At 62.7% G+C, this 19018-nt stretch carries 15 protein-coding genes and 3 pseudogenes; 6 read left to right on the top strand and 12 right to left on the bottom strand.

Features of this window, described 5'->3' with window-relative positions; all coding sequences use genetic code 11:
- Nucleotide 1 precedes the first annotated feature (1 nt).
- From ACFXS9_RS11535 to ACFXS9_RS11515, 5 genes are all read right to left on the bottom strand, one after another.
- Nucleotides 2-721: a haloacid dehalogenase type II gene (locus ACFXS9_RS11535; protein ID WP_392688798.1), complete on the bottom strand. Its 720-nt coding sequence runs from the start codon at nucleotides 719-721 to the stop codon at nucleotides 2-4.
- Between the two features lie 107 nt (nucleotides 722-828).
- On the bottom strand, nucleotides 829-1830 hold the full coding sequence (glpX, locus tag ACFXS9_RS11530; protein ID WP_392688795.1) for a class II fructose-bisphosphatase: 1002 nt from the start codon (nucleotides 1828-1830) through the stop codon (nucleotides 829-831).
- A 78-nt stretch (nucleotides 1831-1908) separates the two neighbouring features.
- Nucleotides 1909-3228: a homoserine dehydrogenase gene (locus ACFXS9_RS11525; protein ID WP_392688792.1), complete on the bottom strand. Its 1320-nt coding sequence runs from the start codon at nucleotides 3226-3228 to the stop codon at nucleotides 1909-1911.
- Between the two features lie 27 nt (nucleotides 3229-3255).
- Nucleotides 3256-4476 (bottom strand): LL-diaminopimelate aminotransferase, encoded by a 1221-nt coding sequence (locus tag ACFXS9_RS11520; protein WP_392688789.1) that lies wholly within the window; start codon nucleotides 4474-4476, stop codon nucleotides 3256-3258.
- Nucleotides 4477-4675: 199 nt separating this feature from the next.
- Entirely contained in the window at nucleotides 4676-4969 is a 294-nt protein-coding gene (locus ACFXS9_RS11515) for a hypothetical protein (RefSeq protein WP_334419910.1), read from the bottom strand.
- A 298-nt stretch (nucleotides 4970-5267) separates the two neighbouring features.
- On the opposite strand from ACFXS9_RS11515, the pseudogene ACFXS9_RS11510 reads away from it, so the two are divergent.
- Nucleotides 5268-7074, top strand: a pseudogene (locus ACFXS9_RS11510) (PHA/PHB synthase family protein).
- 82 nt (nucleotides 7075-7156) lie between these two features.
- Nucleotides 7157-7555, top strand: coding sequence for an MAPEG family protein (locus ACFXS9_RS11505; RefSeq protein ID WP_213288702.1), 399 nt, complete (start codon nucleotides 7157-7159; stop codon nucleotides 7553-7555).
- 166 nt (nucleotides 7556-7721) lie between these two features.
- Here the strand turns inward: ACFXS9_RS11505 and argC (ACFXS9_RS11500) are convergent, their stop codons facing one another.
- The 6 genes and pseudogenes from argC (ACFXS9_RS11500) to ACFXS9_RS11475 all read right to left on the bottom strand — a co-directional run bounded on the left by argC (ACFXS9_RS11500) (nucleotide 7722) and on the right by ACFXS9_RS11475 (nucleotide 13188).
- Nucleotides 7722-8774 carry an N-acetyl-gamma-glutamyl-phosphate reductase gene (gene argC / locus ACFXS9_RS11500; protein WP_392688786.1) on the bottom strand — a complete coding sequence of 351 codons (1053 nt, stop codon included), beginning with the start codon at nucleotides 8772-8774 and terminating at the stop codon, nucleotides 7722-7724.
- Nucleotides 8775-8885: 111 nt separating this feature from the next.
- Nucleotides 8886-9866: an N-acetyl-gamma-glutamyl-phosphate reductase gene (gene argC, locus ACFXS9_RS11495; protein WP_392688783.1), complete on the bottom strand. Its 981-nt coding sequence runs from the start codon at nucleotides 9864-9866 to the stop codon at nucleotides 8886-8888.
- On the bottom strand, nucleotides 9863-10531 hold the full coding sequence (locus ACFXS9_RS11490) for an FMN-binding negative transcriptional regulator (RefSeq protein ID WP_392688780.1): 669 nt from the start codon (nucleotides 10529-10531) through the stop codon (nucleotides 9863-9865). The genes argC (ACFXS9_RS11495) and ACFXS9_RS11490 overlap by 4 nt, the downstream gene beginning before the upstream one ends.
- Before the next feature lie 324 nt (nucleotides 10532-10855).
- The gene (locus tag ACFXS9_RS11485; RefSeq protein ID WP_392688778.1) at nucleotides 10856-11845 is read right to left on the bottom strand and encodes an MBL fold metallo-hydrolase; all 990 of its coding nucleotides are present in this window, start codon (nucleotides 11843-11845) and stop codon (nucleotides 10856-10858) included.
- A gap of 194 nt (nucleotides 11846-12039) precedes the next feature.
- Nucleotides 12040-12569 (bottom strand): annotated as a pseudogene (locus ACFXS9_RS11480) (DedA family protein).
- Nucleotides 12570-12738: 169 nt separating this feature from the next.
- On the bottom strand, nucleotides 12739-13188 hold the full coding sequence (locus ACFXS9_RS11475) for a PEGA domain-containing protein (protein WP_392688775.1): 450 nt from the start codon (nucleotides 13186-13188) through the stop codon (nucleotides 12739-12741).
- 229 nt (nucleotides 13189-13417) lie between these two features.
- Between ACFXS9_RS11475 and parE the strand changes: the two genes are divergently transcribed.
- The 4 genes and pseudogenes from parE (at nucleotide 13418) to ACFXS9_RS11455 (ending at nucleotide 17971) form a co-directional block, all read left to right on the top strand.
- Nucleotides 13418-15472 carry a DNA topoisomerase IV subunit B gene (gene parE, locus ACFXS9_RS11470; RefSeq protein ID WP_392688772.1) on the top strand — a complete coding sequence of 685 codons (2055 nt, stop codon included), beginning with the start codon at nucleotides 13418-13420 and terminating at the stop codon, nucleotides 15470-15472.
- A 221-nt stretch (nucleotides 15473-15693) separates the two neighbouring features.
- Nucleotides 15694-16527, top strand: a pseudogene (locus ACFXS9_RS11465) (outer membrane protein).
- 452 nt (nucleotides 16528-16979) lie between these two features.
- On the top strand, nucleotides 16980-17165 hold the full coding sequence (locus ACFXS9_RS11460) for a hypothetical protein (protein ID WP_392688769.1): 186 nt from the start codon (nucleotides 16980-16982) through the stop codon (nucleotides 17163-17165).
- 35 nt (nucleotides 17166-17200) lie between these two features.
- A complete protein-coding gene (locus ACFXS9_RS11455) occupies nucleotides 17201-17971 on the top strand; it encodes an SDR family NAD(P)-dependent oxidoreductase (RefSeq protein ID WP_392688766.1) in 771 nt (256 codons plus the stop codon).
- Between the two features lie 92 nt (nucleotides 17972-18063).
- Here ACFXS9_RS11455 and ACFXS9_RS11450 read toward each other — a convergent pair whose 3' ends face one another.
- Complete coding sequence (locus ACFXS9_RS11450) at nucleotides 18064-18846, bottom strand: outer membrane protein (RefSeq protein ID WP_392688763.1); 783 nt, start codon at nucleotides 18844-18846, stop codon at nucleotides 18064-18066.
- Between the last annotated feature and the right edge of the window lie 172 nt (nucleotides 18847-19018).

Below are 19018 nucleotides of genomic sequence, written 5' to 3'. Positions count from 1 at the left end.
TCTAACACCCCAACCGGTCGGCGATGCCGCCGAAATCCTTGGCGACGATGTCCCAGTCGCCCTTGGCCTCGAAATCATATTTCTGGTGCGGGCCGTATTCGGTAGGACGCGCGACGAACGCGGTCTTGAGGCCGTTCTGCTGCGCGGCTTTCAGATCGCCGTTGTGGGCAGCTACCATCATCACCTGCTCCGGCGGAAGGCAGAGCAGCTTCGCCGCGCCGAGATAGGTTTCGGGATCGGGCTTGTAGTGCTCGAACAATTCCGCCGACATGATCAGATCCCACGGCAGGCCGGCGAATTTTGCCATGTTGGTGAGTAGCGCGACATTGCCGTTGGAGAGCGGCGAGATGATGTATTTCTTCTTCAGCCGCGTCAGGCCCGGCACGCTGTCGGGCCACGGATGCAGCCGATGCCAGCCCAGCGTCAAGTAATGCAGGTCGGCTTCGCTCAAGCCTTGTATCGAAAACTGCGCCACCAGTTTTTCCAGCGACCGCCGGTGCAGCGTATCCAGTATCTGGTAGCCGCGTTCGGGATGTTTGCGCACCTCGTCCATCGAGGCCATGTAGACGGCGCGCCAGCCGTCGACCAAGGCGGTCCAGTCGGCCTCGATGCCTGAGGTTTTCGACCACTGTGTGAAATCATTGATGAGGCTGGTGCGCCAGTCGACGACGGTGCCGAACACGTCGAACACCAGCGCCTTTACGGCTGATACATCGGACATGCGAGCCCTCCCGTTTCTTGTTGTCATTCCGGGGCGCGCAATGCGCGAGCCCGGAATCTCGAGGTTCCGGGTTCGATGCTTCGCATCGCCCCGGAACGACGTCCAACTCAATCCAGATGAAACTTATCCAACTGCCGGTGCTCCGCCTTGATGTAGCGCACCGTGCCGGTCACCGAGCGCATCACCACCGTTTCGGTCTCGATCACGCCATCCTTGCGGAATTTGACGCCCGTCAGCAGAGAGCCCGTGGTGACGCCGGTGGCCGCGAACAGGCAGTCGCCCCGCACCATGTCCTCGATGCCGTAGATCATTTTCGGATCGGTTACGCCCATCTTGTGCGCGCGCTCACGCTTCTCCTCGCTGTCGAGGATCAACCGGCATTGCATCTGGCCGCCGATGCAGCGCAGCGCCGCCGCCGCCAGCACGCCCTCGGGCGCGCCGCCGGTGCCGATATACATGTCGACGCCGGTGTTGTCGGGGTCGGCACAATGGATCACGCCGGCGACGTCGCCATCGGTGATCAGCCGTACCGCGGCGCCGGTCGAACGGATGCTGGCGATGATGTCGGCGTGGCGCGGCCGATCGAGCACTAGGACTGTGATCGCGCCAGCCTCGACGCCTTTGGCTTTGGCGAGCCGGCGGACATTGTCGGCAGGCGAAGCGTCGAGCTCGATCACGCCCTTGGCGTAGCCTGGGCCGATGGCAATCTTCTCCATGTAGACGTCGGGCGCATGTAGCAACGTGCCGCCATCTGCCATCGCCATGGTCGCGATCGCGCCCGGCATGTTCTTGGCGCAGAGCGTGGTGCCTTCCAGCGGATCGACGGCAATATCGACCTGCGGACCGGCGTTCAGCCCGACCTTCTCGCCGATGAACAGCATCGGCGCCTCGTCGCGCTCGCCCTCGCCGATCACGATAGTGCCTTCGATCGGCAGCTTGTTGAGTTCGCGGCGCATCGCGTCGACCGCGGCCTGGTCCGCCGCCTTCTCCTGGCCGTGGCCGCGCAGCCGCGCGGCCGAAACGGCTGCACGTTCCGTCACCCGCACGATTTCAAGCGTGAGGATGCGCTCGAGCAGCAATTGCGGCGGAACGGAAATATGGGTCGACATCGGCTTACTCCTTTGAACCTGCACGGCCTCTCGGTCCGCAAATCAATCCTTTGGCGCGCGATCCGTTTCGATCCCGCGTCAGTTCTTCTCGATCCGTATCACCTGCGGCCGGCCGCTGATCACCTTGTCGCGCTGAACGGCTTCGAGCGCACGATACACCGCATCCTCGGACGTTGCGTAGGTGATCAGAATGACCGGAACCGGCGCGCCTTTCTTCGTTGCGCCGTTCGCGTCGACACCTTCGGGGTGGCGCTGCACGATCGATTCCAGCGAAATCTTCTGTTCGGCGAGGCGGGTGGCGATGGTGGCGGCGGTGCCGGCGAGGTCGCGCGCCATCAGGCGGATGTAGTAGCCGCCCTCGTGGCGCTCCATCGGCGCCTTGGTGGTGTCGCGCAGCCGCTCCACCGGGCGGCCGAACGGTTTTGCGCGAATGCCGCGCGCCACGTCGGCGATATCGGCTACGACGGCGGACGCCGTCGCGGCACCGCCGGCGCCGGGCCCCACCAGCGTGATCGCGGGAATGCCCTCGCCGTCGATGGTCACCGCGTTGGTGACGCCCATCACCTGCGCGATCGAGGACGATTTCGGCACCATGGTGGGGTGCACGCGCTGCTCGATGCCCTTGGCGGTGCGCACCGCAACCCCGAGCAGTTTGACCCGATAACCGAGCTCTTCCGCGGCGCGAAGGTCTTCCGGTGCGATCGAGGAGATGCCTTCGACATAGACCGCGCTCTGCGCCACCTTGGTGCCGAAGGCGAGGCTGGCCAGGATCGCAAGCTTCTGCGCGGTATCATGGCCGTCGACATCGAAGGACGGATTGGCTTCGGCATAGCCGAGCCGCTGCGCATCCTTCAGGCATTCGGCAAACGACAGGCCCTCATGCTCCATCCGGGTCAGGATGTAATTGCAGGTGCCGTTGAGGATGCCGTAGACGCGGTTGACGCCGGTGCCGGAAAGCCCCTCGCGCAGGGTCTTGATGACGGGAATGGCGGCGCCGACCGCCGCCTCGAAGTTCAGGGCGCCGCCGTGCTTCTCGGCCGCCTTCGCCAGCCGCACGCCGTGCTTGGCGATCAGCGCTTTGTTGGCGGTTACCACCGACTTGCCGGATTTCAGCGCAGCCTCGATCGCCGACAGCGCCGGCTCGCCGGAGCCGCCCATCAGTTCGACGAAGCAATCGACGTTGGCGTCGTTTGCCAGATCAAGCGGGCTTTTCGCCCAGTCGATGCCGCGCAGATCGAGCGAACGCTTCTTTGCTTTCGAGCGCGCGGTGACGGCAACGACGCGCACACCGCGCCCGCTGCGCTCGGCAAGCATCCGCGACTGCTCTTCGATGAGGCGGACGACTTCGGCACCAACAGTGCCGAGCCCCGCGATACCCACTCTCAGGGGTGCGACCATGAATGAGAGAACCTGCAATAAAAGGAATTAGCGCCGGTTGGCGAGAGGGACCACGTTGTGCAACGTTTCAATGCCGCTTTCAAGGAAGCGCCGCACCCCGCGCGCGGCCTGGCGGATGCGCTGCTCGTTTTCCACCATGGCGATGCGGACATAGCCTTCGCCATGCTCGCCGAAGGCGACGCCGGGCGAAACCACCACGCCTGACTTCTCCACCATCAGGGTCGCGAACTGCATGCTGCCGACGCCTTCAAATGCCTTGGGCAGCCGCGCCCAGGCGAACATCGATGCCTGCGGCGGCGGAATCTCCCAGCCCGCCCGGCCGAACGATTCGACCAGCGCGTCGCGGCGCCTGCGATAGGTGTCGCGCATCTCCTTGATGCAATCGTCCGGCCCGTTCAGTGCGGCGGTGGCCGCGACTTGAATGGGCGTGAACGCGCCGTAGTCGAGGTAGGATTTCACCCGCGCCAGCGCGGCAATGATCCGCTCGTTGCCGACCGCAAAGCCCATGCGCCAGCCCGCCATCGAGAACGTCTTCGACATCGAGGTGAATTCGACGGTGACGTCGATTGCACCGGGAACCTGCAGCACCGAGGGCGGCGGATTCCGGTCGTCGAAATAAACTTCGGCGTAGGCCAGATCCGACAGGATGAAGATCTCGTGCTTCTTCGCGAACGCCACCAGGTCCTTGTAGAAATCGAGCTCGGCGACATAGGCGGTCGGATTGGAGGGATAGCAGACGATCAGCGCGATCGGCTTCGGGATCGAATGAATGATCGCGCGCTCCACCGCCTCGAAAAACTGCGGCGTCGGTTCCGAGGGTACCGAGCAGATCACGCCGCCCGCCATCAGAAAGCCGAAGGCGTGAATCGGGTAGCTCGGATTGGGGCACAGCACCACGTCGCCGGGCGCGGTGATCGCCTGCGCCACATTGGCAAAGCCTTCCTTCGAACCCAGCGTCGCAACAACCTGGGTGTCCGGATGGAGTTTTACGCCGAACCGCCGTCCGTAATAGGCGGCTTGCGCCTTGCGCAGGCCGTTGATGCCGCGCGAGGCCGAGTAGCGATCGGTCCGCGGCTTGCCCAGCGTCTCCTTTAGCTTCTCGAGTACATGGGACGGCGTCGGCAGGTCCGGATTGCCCATGCCCATGTCGATGATGTCGGCCCCGGCATTGCGCGCGGCCGCCTTGGCCTGGTTGACCTTCTCGAACACGTAAGGCGGCAGACGGCGAATGCGATAAAAATCTTCCATGGGACCCTTGCTCCGGCAACCGGCAGGACAGAATCGGACGGAACCTGCGCGCGCTACGAAACCCGATTGGCTTCGTCCAAAAATCGCGTCCAATCAAGGATTTGGAGCAAGTTCAGGCGCGAGGTCTCTAGGCTCTGGACCCGCAATGCGGTTGAATTGGGTTCTTTTACCATGGGAGCCGCTAGCGCCAGTAATTAGGTCACTTCTTGGCCGGTTTTGGCGGGGTAGCGGCGGCCGCCTGACGGTCGCGAGCGGCGGTCAATTCTGCCTGGATTTTAGCCAACTCGGCCGGCTTCATCGCCTCCTCGTTGCGGTCCGGCGGCAGGTCGTGAACCGGTAGATAGCCACCAGCTTCCTTCGGACGCTCTGGCGCGTCAGCCGGCAGGCCGAAGCCGGGCATATCAGCGATCTGGGTCGAGCAGCCGCCGAGCGCAAGCGCCGCCGCAAGCAGGGTGGCAACTGACCACAGCCTTATCGTTCGATCCACCGCCATCCGTCCCGGAAATCCCCAACTACCTGATGCAGCGCACGCGCATCGCGACGACATCTATGCGCTGGTACGAGCCTTGCAACGCAAAATCGTCCCGCGGCGTTGATTTCGCTAGAACCGTTCAAACCATTGTCGCCCGAAACGATTAAAGCCCAAAGAGCAAATTCGACAGGTGCGGCTGCAATGTGTGCATTGTGCCTGAACACGCAAACTTTATCGCAGTGCAACAGGGTTAACCCCAACGCCGCTGCCATCAATCCACGCGGTGACGAACGCGAAACGAAGCTATAGTGTGCTTGATATGAGCGACGTCAACACCGAAACCCAGGCTCCGAAAACATTCAACGCCGAAGCCTTCGCCATGAATATCGCCAGGGCGATGGAGACGAGCGGCCAGGCGCTCGCGGCCTATCTCAAGCCGCGCGAGGACGGGGAACCGAAGGACAAGCCGCCGAGCGAGCTCGGCGAAGTCATCAAGACCTTCACCAAGGTGGCGGAATACTGGCTGACCGACCAGCAACGCGCCGAAGCTCTGCAGACCAGGATGGGCAAAGCCTATCTCGATCTCTGGGGCTCGGCGGCGCGCCGCATGGCCGGCGAGCAGGCCAAGCCTGCGATTGAGCCGTCGCCGCGCGATAAGCGCTTCAAGGATCCGGAGTGGAAATCGAATCTGTTCTTCGATTTCGTGCTGCAGCTCTATCTGCTCACCGCGCACTGGGCGCAAGAACTGGTGAAGAACGCCGAAGGCGTCGATCCGCACACGCGCAAGAAGGCCGAGTTCTACGTTCAGCAGATCACCAACGCGATCGCGCCGTCGAATTTCGTGCTTACCAATCCGGAAGTGCTGCGCGAGACGCTGGCCTCTAACGGCGACAACCTCGTTCGCGGCATGAAGATGCTGGCCGAGGACATCGAGGCCGGGCGCGGCATGCTCCGCATCCGTCAGTCCGATCCGTCGAGATCTCGAAGTCGGCGTCAACATGGCGACGACGCCGGGCAAGGTGATCTACCAGAACGAGCTGATGCAGCTCATCCAGTACACGCCGACCACGGAGACGGTGTTGCGCACGCCGCTCCTGATCGTGCCGCCCTGGATCAACAAGTTCTACATACTCGATCTCAAGCCGGAAAAATCCTACGTCAAATGGTGCGTCGATCAGGGCATCACCGTGTTCGTGATTTCCTGGGTCAATCCGGACAAGGAGCTCGGCAAGAAAACCTTCGACGACTACATGAAGGAAGGCCCGCTGACCGCGATGGACGTCATCGAAAAGGTGACGGGCGAGATGAAGGTCCATACCGCCGGATACTGCGTCGGCGGCACCCTGCTGGCGTCGACGCTGGCCTGGCTCGCCGAGAAGCGGCGCCAGCGCGTCACCTCGGCGACGTTCTTTGCGGCGCAGGTCGACTTCACCCATGCCGGCGATCTGCTCGTGTTCGTCGACGAAGACCAGGTCGCGACGCTGGAGCGCGAGATGGAAGCACGGGGCGTTCTCGAAGGCAGCAAGATGGCGATGGCCTTCAACATGCTGCGCTCCAACGACCTGATCTGGTCCTATGTCGTCAGCAACTACCTGAAGGGCCAGCCACCCTCCTCCTTCGACTTGCTGCACTGGAACTCCGACGCCACGCGGATGCCGGCGGCCAACCATTCCTATTACCTCCGCAACTGCTACCTGGAGAACCGGCTCTCCTCCGGCAGCATGGTGCTCGATAACACTCTGCTCGACCTGTCAAAGGTCAAGGTGCCCGTCTACAATCTGGCGACGCGCGAGGACCACATCGCGCCGGCGGACTCGGTGCTCTACGGTTCGCAGTTCTTCGGCGGCCCGGTCAAATATGTGCTGTCCGGCTCGGGCCACATCGCAGGCGTGGTCAACCCGCCGGACGCGGGCAAGTACCAGTACTGGACCAACGACAACATCAAGGATGTCGCGCTCGCCGACTGGATCAAGAACGCCACCGAGCACAAGGGATCGTGGTGGCCCGACTGGCTGCAATGGCTGGACGGCATAGACGCCGAGCGCGTGCCCGCGCGCGCCGTCGGGTCCGAGGAGATGCCGCCGATCGAGGACGCACCCGGCAGCTACGTCAAGGTGCGCGCGTAGCAAGAAAGCGCGTTGTTGAGTATATTTGGCCATCCCGTGCCGGGAATCGAAATCGTTTGAGGGGAAACCAATGACGCAACCAATAACGCGTGAATTGTTCTGGCTGACTCTGACCGTGATTTTGACCGGGCTGATGTGGATCCCCTACATCATCAATCGCTGTCAGGTGCGCGGCCTCTCCGGCGCCATGGCCAACCCCTCGCGCAACGACAAACCGCACGCGGATTGGGCCAATCGGATGATGTTCGCACATGACAACGCGGTCGAGAACCTCGTGATTTTCGCGCCGCTCGTCCTGATCCTCAACGTAATCGACTATTCCGACCGATGGACCGTGCTCGCCTGCGCCGTGTATTTCTGGTCGCGCGTCGCGCATCTGATATTCTACACGCTGGGCCTGCCGGTGTTCCGAACGGTAGCCTTCACCGTCGGATTCCTGGCGCAGGCCGTGCTGGCGCTGGCGATCTTCAGGGTGGTTTGAAAGCCCAGACCCGAAACGAAAAGCAAACCCCGGAGCTCGGCTCCGGGGTTTTTCATTAGCGGCCTGTGAAACAGGGCTCAGTGTTTCGCAACAGCAGACGAATTGAAGTAGTGGTTGATGCCGGTGCGGAATTGCAGCGTCTCCTCGTCCACCGCAGCACCTCACATCACGGAAACAGCGCGATCTGCTCCAGCCCGGCTGTCTCGGGCAATCCGAACATCAGGTTCATGTTCTGGATCGCCTGCCCAGCCGAGCCCTTCACCAGGTTGTCGAGCGTGGAAATCACGATCGCCCGGTTTTTGATGCGGTCGGCGACGACGCCGATCTGCACATAGTTGGAGCCGCGTACGTTCTGGGTCTGCGGCAGCACGCCCTTCCTGGCGACATGCACAAACGGCTCGTTGGCGTAGGCCTTCTCCAGCACGGCCCGCAGATCGTCCGTCGTCGCGCCGCCGTTGAGCCTGACATAGGACGTGCAGAGTTCGCCACGCGCCATCGGGATCAGATGCGGCGTGAAGTTGACCGTCACCGCAGCGCCCGCGGCAACGCCGATCTCCTGCTCGATCTCCGGCGCGTGCCGGTGGGTGCCGACCGAATAGGGCGACAGCCCCTCGCCCGCCTCGCTGAACAGCGTGTTCTGCTTCAAGCCGCGCCCGGCGCCGGTAACGCCCGACTTGGCGTCGATGACGATGTCGTCGACGTCGATCAGTTTTGCCTTGGCGAGCGGCACCAGCGCGAGCAGCGCCGCGGTCGGGTAACAGCCGGGACATGCGACCAACCGCGCGGCCGCGATCTTCTCGCGGTAGAATTCAGTGAGGCCGTAGACGGCCTCGCCCTGCAGTTCGAGCGCCCGGTGCTCATGGCCGTACCATTGCGCATAGGTGTCCTTGTTGCGCAGCCGGAAATCGGCGGACATGTCGAGCACCTTGATGTCGGGGTTGGCCCTGAGGACGGCGGCGATGATCTCCTGCGTGGTGCCGTGCGGCAGCCCGCAGAATACCGCATCGACTCCGGTCCAGTCGACCTTCTCCCACTCGACCAGCTTCGGCAGATCGAGCATGAAGAAATGCGGGAACACGTCGCCCATCGACTTGCCGGCGTGGGTGTTGGCGGTGAGCGCGGTGATCTCGGCGTTCGGATGCCGCGCCAACAGGCGCGCCGCGTCGGCTCCGGTGTACCCGGAGGCACCGAGAATGCCGATCTTCTTTTTCGAGCTCATCACGCGTTCCTTTCAGGCGTCATTTGCAGGGCGTCTTTTGATTGTCTTGCCACGGCAGAATTGCAGCGACGCTTGGTCCACCGGGCTCGCTTCGCGGCAACGCCAGATCAGCTATTGCCCGACCAGGCCCAGCATCAGCCGCATGTTCTGCACGGCGGCACCCGAGGCACCCTTGCCCAGATTGTCGAGCCGCGCGACCAGCACCGCCTGACGATGCTTTTCGCTGGCAAAAACGTAAAGTTCGAGCTTGTTGGTCTCGTTGAGCGCCTCGGGCTCCAGCCGCCCGCCCCTGGTCGCCGCGTTTTCGAGCGGCATGACCGAGACGTATTTGCTCCCGGCGTAGCGTTTCCCCAGCGCGGCGTGCAGGTCAGCGCCGCTGGGTTTGCCAGGCAGCGTGTCGAGATGCAGCGGCACCGAGACCAGCATACCCTGCCGATAATTGCCAACCGACGGCACGAAGATCGGCCGCCGCGTGAGCTTTGAGTAAAGCTGCGTCTCCGGCAGATGCTTGTGCTCGAAGCCGAGGCCATACAATTCGAACGACGGCGCACTGCCATCCTCAAAACTTGCGATCATCGACTTGCCGCCGCCCGAATAGCCGGAGACCGCGTTGATGGTGACGGGATAATCCGCCGCCAACAGGCCGGCATCGACCAGCGGCCGCAGCAGCGCAATCCCGCCGGTTGGATAGCAGCCGGGATTGGAGACCTTCCGCGCGTTTCGTATTTTGTCGGCCTGATCCGGCGTGAGTTCCGGAAAACCGTACGTCCAGTCGCTGGCGACCCGAAACGCCGTCGAGGCGTCGAGCACCTTGGGAGCCGAAGCGCCCATGCTGTCGATCAGTGCAACGGTCTCTTTCGCGGCATCGTCAGGCAGGCAGAGGATGACGAGATCTACCTCGCCCATCAATGCGCGCTTGGCATCGGCATCCTTGCGCTTCTCCTCGACGATGTTTTTCACGACGACGTCGTTCTGCAGCCGAAGGCGCTCCTGAATGCCAAGCCCCGTCGTCCCGGAGGCGCCGTCAACGAACACGGCGGGCTTGGTCGAGGCGCCGACGGTCTTGGGCTGATGGCTGTCGGTGAGGCTCATGGCACGCTCCTTTCGAGCTGGTTCGTTTCGTCGGCAAAGGCCTGCGGCCGCGCCTCTCTCATCAAATTCGCAATCTGCTTGGCGCCCGCGTCGGCTTGCGCCGCAAGCGACCCCGCAACCGCTGCATAGTCGGTCTCGGACTTGTGCTGGTTCAGCTTGAAGCTGCCCTCCACCTCTTCGACCGTCATCTCGAGTCCCACGATCGCCTTCTTCATCGCCGCCAGCCGCCCTGCCGTCATTTTCGAAGACAGCCACGGCTTCTTCGGCAACAGCCGCTCCTCGAACTTGGCGCTGAGCGTGTCGATCTGATCAGCGAGTTCGTCATCGGACAGTTTCCGCACCGCACCCGAGAGATGCACCGCCTGATAGAGCCATGTCGGCACCTGATCGGGCGAGACATACCAGTCCGGCGACACATAGGTGTCAGCACCGTTGATGGCCAACAGCCACGGCGTCGTCCCGTCCGCCAGCCCTACCAGCGGATTGTGACGGGCGACATGAAATAGCGCACGCGGCGTGCCGTCATTGGCCGAGGTGAGATAGAACGGCAGCGACGAGGCGACCGGCTTGTTGCCATCCCACGCGCAGGCCAAACCAAAGCCGCGCGCTTCCGCAAACGCGAGACTCGCGGCGCGGTCGGACTTGAACGGTGGTGGCGTATACATCTTAAACTCCTGCTTGACGTAGGAGCCGCCAGTTCAGACCGCGTTTTCTGGAAAAGGGAGAAGCCGCGGGATCCGATCCGGCGGCAGAGGCGACAATCTCAAACGTAGACGTCCGCCCATACCGCGACGATGGCGCGGCGGCGGCGAGCAATGGAGATGGTCGAAGCGATAGTCATGGGCGCGGCTATAAGGCCGCGCCCGGCTGGCGTCAAGGTGTACTGGTCATTCCGGGGCGCGCGCACAGCGCGTGAACCCGGAATCTCGCGCCACAGCCTCCGGATTCCGGGTTCGATGCTGCGCATCGCCCCGGAATGACACTTCGTGTCAGATCACCGGATTCCACGGCGCCGGGATCAGCCGGTAGCCATTGCCGTCCTTTTCGACAAAACCATTGGCCGGGAACGGATAATGGAAGCCCTGGACCCGCATCTTGTCGGCCACCAGCATGTCGTAGACCCGGCGGCGGGTCTTTTCCGCCAGAGCCGGATCCTGGTCGAACATCAGGTGCCAGCCCGGATTGGTGACGAACAGCGCCGGCAGGTTGGTGACGTCGGACTGGATGAACACCTTGTCGGAGCCGGATGCGAGAACATAGGAGGTATGGCCCGGCGTGTGGCCGATGGTTTCCACCGCCGTCAGTCCAGGCGCTACTTCCTTGCCCCATTCATAGGGCGTCACCTTCTTCTTGAGTCCTGCCTCGAGCACGCGGCGGGCGTTCTTGAAAACGGTCTGCATCCGCCCTTCCGGCGCACGGCTCATCTCGCCGTCGTCCATAAAATATTTCCATTCCGCCGCCGGCACCAGCACCTCGGCATTGGGGAAGGTCGGCGCGTTCTCCGCGGTCAGGAGACCGTTGATGTGGTCGCCATGGAAGTGCGAGATCACGACGATGTCGACCGCCTTGGGGTCGAAGCCCGCGGCGACCATGTTGGCGCCGAACTGGCCGACATTGCCCTTGCTCGATGCAAAGGCCGCGGCGCCGTTGCCGGTATCGACCACCACGAGCTTGCCACCGGCGTTGATGACCAGCGGCGCGAACTGGATCGACATCTTGTCCTTCGGCATGAAGGCCTTTTCGAGCGCCGCGTTGACTTCGTCCTTCTTGGCGTTGAGCACGAACGTGTCGGGCAGCGCGAAATTGTTGACGCCGTCAGAAATCGCCGTCACCTGGGCATCGCCCACCTTGTAGCGGTAGAAGCTCGGCGCCTGCTTGTCCGCCACCGGGGCGGCCGCCCTGGCGGGCGCCTGCGGCAACAGCGGTGTGGCGGCGAGCGCCGCGGCCCCAGTGAGTGCGTGACGACGTGTCAGTTCCATGGTGATGTTCTCCCCAGTGAGATGATGGATACGAGGGCGGGATTCACCCCGCTTCGATGCGTGCCCTTGATTCGGTTGCCGCTGGACCTATCGGCACTTCTGCGATAGCGCGACGACACGACGGCAATGCGAAGTTGCTCTTGTCTACCTACGTTGGGGCTAACACCCCCGTCATCCGCTTATTCCGTTCGACGCTACACCACCCGCCAAAGCCATTCGGCGATCTTCCCCATGACGTCGCCTACCAGCAGCAGAACGGCCGACCAGACCAGAGCCGAGACAAAATTGGCGATCTGAAAGGGCCAATATGACATTTCGAAAATGCCTGCGGCGAGCGGGACCGAGGCTCGCAGCGGCCCGAAGAATCGGCCGATGAAGATCGAGGGCACGCCCCATTTTTTCACGAATTCCTCGCCGCGCGGCAGGATCTCGGGATAGCGCGACAAAGGCCACATCTCGGCGACATGCTCCTTGTAGCGGTAGCCGAACCAGTAGGAGACCCAATCGCCGAGCGCCGCGCCGATGCCGCCGGCGAGCCAGACTGGCCAGAAACTGATGCCGCTGACGCCGATCAGCGCGCCGATCGCGACCAGCGCCCCCAGGCGGGCACCAGCAGCGAGACGAAGGCAAGCGATTCGCCGAATGCCAGCACCAGGACGATCGGAGCGGCCCAGACCTGATTGTCGCGCACGAAATCAGCCAGGGCGCGCACATAATCTTCCATTCCGAGCCCTTTCCGCCCCGATTCCTGTCTTTGAACCTTTCTACCGGTTCCGCTGGGAAGAACAGGTAAGCCAGCCACTTCCGCGACATCAAGTCACAAAGCCGGGGGCCGACGCGTGAACCCACACCGGATGGGCAAGAGGCCAGAGCCAAAGATCTGAGCGATGTGATCAGCTCTGGGGCGGCGGCGAGCGCCTCGGCGGACGCGGCTTCGCTGGACGTGGCGGTATGGGAGCGATCGGTTGCAGCGTCACGATCACAGGATTCGGCTTGTGATCCAGCGCAGCACCGGTGGCCGCATCGACGCCCATGCCGACCAACCCGCCAAGCAGAATGTTGCCGGCGAAGCCAGCCGCGCCCGTGCCCGGAACTTCCTTGGTGAGAGGGATGATCTGCGGCTCATACCCCTCCTTGTTGACGGTCACCGTGATGTCGGCGCTGCGCTTGGCCACGACCACGCACGGGGTGACGCAGGCAGTCGGAACATCCAGCCCGGTTATCTCGGCGGTAGCGCCTGACGGCGTGCTCGAAATGGAAATGTTCTCAGTCGTTCCACGCGTCACCGACGCACAACCGACACATGGCACCGCAAGTGCGGCGGCCAACAGCAATCTGATCATTGGATTTATTCCCCCTGCCGCCGCGACTTTCACGCAACCCAAGGGTGAACGCAAGTCCGCTCACCCGATCGGCTTGGTTATTGTTAATCGGACGCGATCCCCTTATTGGCTGCCCCTTCGCTGCAGGGTGCACCCGGATCCGCCTCGGCCGTCACTTTTGAGCCCATCCGTGGCATAGTCACAGCAACCGATTCGCTCGCGCGAGATCGCGCGCAACATCTAAAGAGCCATGTCCAAGCCATTGAAATCAGCTACAAAATCAAAATCCGCCAACGATCTGTTCGCCGCGGAAGGGAAAGGCCGCGCGGCGCCCAAGGCCGCCTCGCGCGGAACCAGCGCCGAGGCGGGCTACACCGCGGCCGACATCGAGGTGCTGGAGGGCTTGGAACCGGTGCGCCGCCGCCCTGGCATGTACATCGGCGGCACGGACGAAAAGGCGCTGCACCACTTGTTCGCCGAAGTCATCGACAATGCCATGGACGAGGCGCTGGCAGGGCATGCCTCGTTCATCGAGGTGGAACTGAGCGCCGATGGCTTTCTGACCGTCACCGATAATGGCCGCGGCATCCCGGTCGATCCGCATCCGAAGTTTCCGAAGAAGTCGGCGCTCGAAGTCATCATGTGCACGCTGCATTCCGGCGGCAAGTTCGACTCCAAGGTCTACGAGACCTCGGGCGGCCTGCATGGCGTCGGCGTCTCCGTGGTCAACGCCCTCTCCTCGCGGCTCGAGGTCGAAGTCGCGCGCAGTCAAAAGCTCTACCGGATGAGTTTTGAGCGCGGCCACCCCAAGGGCAAGCTCGAGGACCTCGGCAAGATCAACAACCGCCGCGGCACCCGCATCCGCTTCAAGCCGGACACCGACATCTTCGGCGCCAAGGCGGCTTTCAAGCCGCAGCGCCTGTTCAAGATGACACGCTCGAAAGCCTATCTGTTCGGCGGCGTCGAGATCCGCTGGCGCTGCGACCCCGCGCTGCTGAAGGGCATCGAGGATGTGCCGGCCGAGGATAGCTTCCATTTCCCGGGCGGCCTGAAGGACTATCTCGCCGCCGCCATTCACGCCGATACGCTGGTGCATCCGGATATCTTCTCCGGCAAATCGGGGCGCAACGGCGCCCATGGCGCCTGCGAATGGGCGGTCGCGTGGACCGCGGATGCCGACGGCTTCCTCTCCTCCTACTGCAACACCGTGCCGACGCCCGACGGCGGCACCCATGAATCCGGCATGCGCAGCGCGATGCTGCGTGGCCTGAAAGACCATGCCGAACGCATCGGCCAGGGCAAGCGCGCCGCGCCCGTCACGTCGGAAGACGTCATGGTGGGAGCGGCGGTGATGCTGTCCGTGTTCGTGCGCGAGCCGGAATTCCAGGGCCAGACCAAGGATCGCCTCGCCACCGCCGAAGCGCAGAAGATCGTCGAACAGGCGATCAAGGATCCGTTCGACCACTGGCTGTCGGGCAATCCGCTGCAGGCCAACAAGCTCCTGGATTTCGTCATCGAGCGCGCCGACGAGCGGCTGCGCCGACGCGCCGAAAAGGAAACCTCGCGCAAGACCGCGGTGAAGAAGCTGCGGCTTCCTGGCAAGCTCTCCGATTGCACCAACAGCGCAACGGAAGGCTCCGAACTCTTCATCGTCGAAGGCGATTCGGCCGGTGGCAGCGCCAAACAGGCGCGCGACCGCAAGACTCAGGCTGTGCTGCCCCTGCGCGGAAAAATCCTCAACGTGGCCTCCGCCGGCAAGGACAAGCTGATGCAGAACGCGCAGCTCTCCGACCTGATGCAGGCGATCGGCTGCGGCACCGGCGCGCATTATCGCGAAGAGGACCTGCGCTATTCGCGCATCATCATCATGACAGACGCCGACGTCGACGGCGCGCACATCGCTTCACTGCTGATCACGTTCTTTTATCGCCAGACGCCGCGGCTGATCGATGAGGGCCATCTCTATCTGGCGGTGCCGCCGCTCTACAAGCTAACCCACGGTAGCAAGTCGGTCTATGCCCGCAACGATGCACATAAGGACACGCTCTTGAAGAGCGAGTTCAACGCCAATGCCAAGGTCGAGGTGAACCGCTTCAAAGGCCTCGGCGAAATGATGCCGGCGCAGCTCAAGGAAACCACCATGGATCCGGCCAAGCGCACGCTGCTCCGCGTGGTGCTGCTGGCCGACGACCGCGAAGGCACGGCTGATTCCGTCGAGCGGCTGATGGGAACCAAGGCCGAGGCTAGATTCGCCTTCATCTCGGACAAGGCGGAATTCGCCAGCGACGAGCTGCTGGACGTCTGATTCATCGAAAGCAAGCGATTTTCGAGCGATTTCCGGCCATTCTGGCCGGTAATCGGCGAAATCTGCCCGTCTTTCGGGCTTTTGCCGGTCGTTCCTTTTCGGCCCAGTGTGCTTCCCCCGCAACAGCAATTTGGCCGGAACTGCGTATAGTCACGCTACTGGATTTTGGGAATCGGCGCTCGCGCACCTCGTCAAGCGAACGAGAAGTTAAGGAACTGGACATGAAAAAAGTACTGCTCGCTCTGACCGCGGTAGCGGCATTCACCGGATCGGCCTCGGCGGCTGACCTCGGGGCCCGCCCTACACCAAGGCGCCGGCTCCCGTCGCCGCAGTGTATAACTGGACTGGCTTCTACATCTTCGGTGGTGGTGGCGGCGGGCTCTGGAGCGCTGATAGCAACGTCGTGAGCACCGGTGTTGCAGGAGGTCTTTGGGGGTCCCTTTGGGCCCGCTGGCACTGTGATAACCCGCGACCAGCGGAATGGCGGCAGCGGCTGGTTCGGAACGGTCGGTGGCGGCTATGACTGGCAGTTCGGCGGCCGATGGGTGGCCGGTATTTTCGGTGACGCGCAGTTCGGAGATATCCGCGGCTCCCTCAGTGATCCGTTCTTCCAAACCGAAGGCCGCATGAAGCTCGAGACGAGCTATGCCGCTGGTGTGCGACTGGGCTATCTGGTTGCTCCCAATGTGTTGTCTTACGTTAATGCTGGCTATTCTGGTTCAGAGTGGTCGGGCACTACTCAATCCACTATCTTCGCGCCCGGTGGCCCTGGAGCTTACACCACGTCCTCCTTCGACCGTCACGGATGGTTTGTCGGCGGCGGCGTCGAGAACAATCTGGACCTTTTCGGTATTTCGGCTCCCGGCTGGTTCATGAAGACGGAGTATCGCTCTGCTTTCTATGATCGCGTCACCTTGCCTGGCACGGTCACGCCCGCCTTCGGCGGTGGTCCGACCGGCACGGCAGTGACTTTCAAGCCCTGGACGCAGACCATCAGCACCTCGCTGGTCTACCGCTTCAACTGGGGCGGCGCTCCGGTCGCCGCCAGGTACTGATCTCTGCTAACTCGACAGCTCAAAAGCCCCGGCATCGTCCGGGGCTTTTTTGTTGCCCGGACGCGGAAGGCCCCGAAGCAAGCGAAACCGAAGTAGCCGACGTCAATAAGCCAGTCGCTTGTCCCGGACGCGGTGCAGCCTAGGCGATGCGAAGCATTGTCCGGCAACGCTGCGCCGCAGCGCCGGGACCCACTCCTTCCGTTCGACCATAGGCCCCGGCTCTGCAGCGCATCGTCGGGTCGCGCGAAGCGCGATCGCAAAAGTGGCCGTTCGGCAGCTCATGATGATCCTTGGCGATGCCGCAACTTCCGGCCTTGCGAAGCCGGCCGGCTTTCTATTCGATCGGAAGCTACGGCCGCCGCCAGCAATGGTTTCCTGCAGCGACCCGAAGACACGACCGAAGACAAGGCCGCCCCGCGTCCCCGCGCCATAGCGGCAGGAGGGAGCAAGCCATGGCCAGATCCCTTTCGATCATCGGATTTCTGGCGCTTGCAATCGGCCTTTTGTGGATCGGCCAAGGCACCGGTGCCATTCGCTGGCCGCCATCGAGCTTCATGATCGACCAGTTACAATGGGCCGGATATGGCGCGGTGCTCGTCGCCGTCGGCCTGATCCTGATCTGGCAAGGCAACCGCTAGATTCGTACCCATCCTACAGAAACTGGACAACAGCTATGGCAGCAAAACTCTTCGACCTCACCGGCAAGGTAGCCATCGTCACCGGCGGCAATGGCGGCATCGGGCTCGGCATGGCCCGGGGCCTCGCCGAGGCCGGCGCGGCGATCGCCGTGGTGGGCCGCAACGAAGCCAAGTCGGCCGACGCGGTCGCGGAACTTACGCAAGGTGGCGCCAACGCGATTGCGGTTGCCGCCGATGTCACCGACAAGGCAACGGTCACCGCCATGACCGAGCGCGTCGTCCGCGATCTCGGCCGCATCGACATCCTCGTAAACAATGCCGGCATCAATATCCGCAAGCCGCCGCATGCGCTCGATATTGCCGAGTGGAACAGCGTGATCCAAACCAACCTCACCAGCGCCTTCCTGTGCTCGCAGGCGGTCTACCCAGCGATGAAAGCGGTCGGCGGTGGCAAGATCATCAATATCGGCTCGATGATGTCGATCTTCGGCGCCAGCTTCACGCCAGCCTATGCCGCGAGCAAGGGCGGCATCGTGCAGTTCACCCGCTCCTGCGCCTGCGCCTGGGCAGCCGACAACATCCAGGCCAACGCCGTGCTGCCGGGCTGGATCGACACTGATCTCACCAAGCGCGCCCGCCAGGAGATCGACGGCCTGCACGATCAGGTGCTGACGCGCACGCCCGCGGCGCGCTGGGGCAGGATAGACGACTTTGCGGGCATCGCGGTATTTCTATCCTCGACAGCGTCGGATTTCGTCACGGGTACGGCGATTCCAATTGATGGCGGGTATTCAATCATGGGGTAGCCAAAGAGGGCTTGCCGGATTCTTCGCCTGCACGAAAAAAGCCCCGGCCAAGGCCGGGGCTTTTCCATCGTCTCTGGATTTCAGTGCTTGGATCAGTACCTGGCGACGACCGGCCCGGTCGGCCACGGGTTGAACTTGTAGCTCACCCGAGCCATCACAGCGTCGACATCCGCATCGACGTTCCGATTGTTGAACGGATTGCAGGTGATCAACGCCAGATTACAATTGTGCTGCTTGCTGTCGAACTCGTAGTGCTTGTAGTCGATGCCGATGATCAGGTTGTCGAGAACCGCGTATTCGGCACCAACGCCGGCATACCAGCCGCCATGCGAAGCACCGGCATGGTCAAACGTAAGGCCGGTCACATTGACAAGGGTCTGGGTGTCGATGTCAGCCTGCGCGTAGCCGCCCTGGCCATACACCATGAAGCGGTTCCAGGCATAACCGACCCGTCCACCGATATACCAGATGTCATTGATGCGGCTTTGGCAGGAAAGGCCAGCACCTAGGCCGCAGCGCTCACCGATCAGGCCGGCGCTGCTGGTGGTGTTAAAGCCGTTGTCGAGGGCATTGTAGCCGCCTTCGATACCGAGGACAAAATTGCCCCACTGCTTCTGGATTCCGGCAAAGCCGCCGTAGATCAAAGCGGTGTCGCTGTTACCGGTGCCCCAGAGGAAGGGCGGAGTATTGTAAAAGTCTCCGGCGGTGTCGTGCCATGCGCCGCCAACCGCGCCGCCGACATAGATGCCGGACCAATCATAGGTAACGACCGGGGGCGCCACGGGCGCCTTCGCGATGCGTGCCGGCATGTCTGCGGCGAACGCGCTCACCGCGCTGGCGGCAAGGATGGAAGCAGCGAGTACCAGTTTCTTCATTGCATTTGCCCTTCTAATGAGCACTGCGCGGATGAGCAGCGGGTGAGCATCAAATCGAAATCATGACCTAAATTACCCGGATTCCAGCCCTTTGGCTGTCACCCGATTGCTACAGTTGCGCGCAATGTTATCTCCGGTTGAGGATACCAAAACACAACTTTCGGGTTGTTTC

This window comes from Bradyrhizobium sp. RDI18 (genome assembly GCF_043203335.1).
Classification (GTDB): domain Bacteria; phylum Pseudomonadota; class Alphaproteobacteria; order Rhizobiales; family Xanthobacteraceae; genus Bradyrhizobium; species Bradyrhizobium retamae.
Note: the sequence above shows the minus strand (reverse complement) of the source record. Positions and strands in the feature narration are given on the sequence as shown.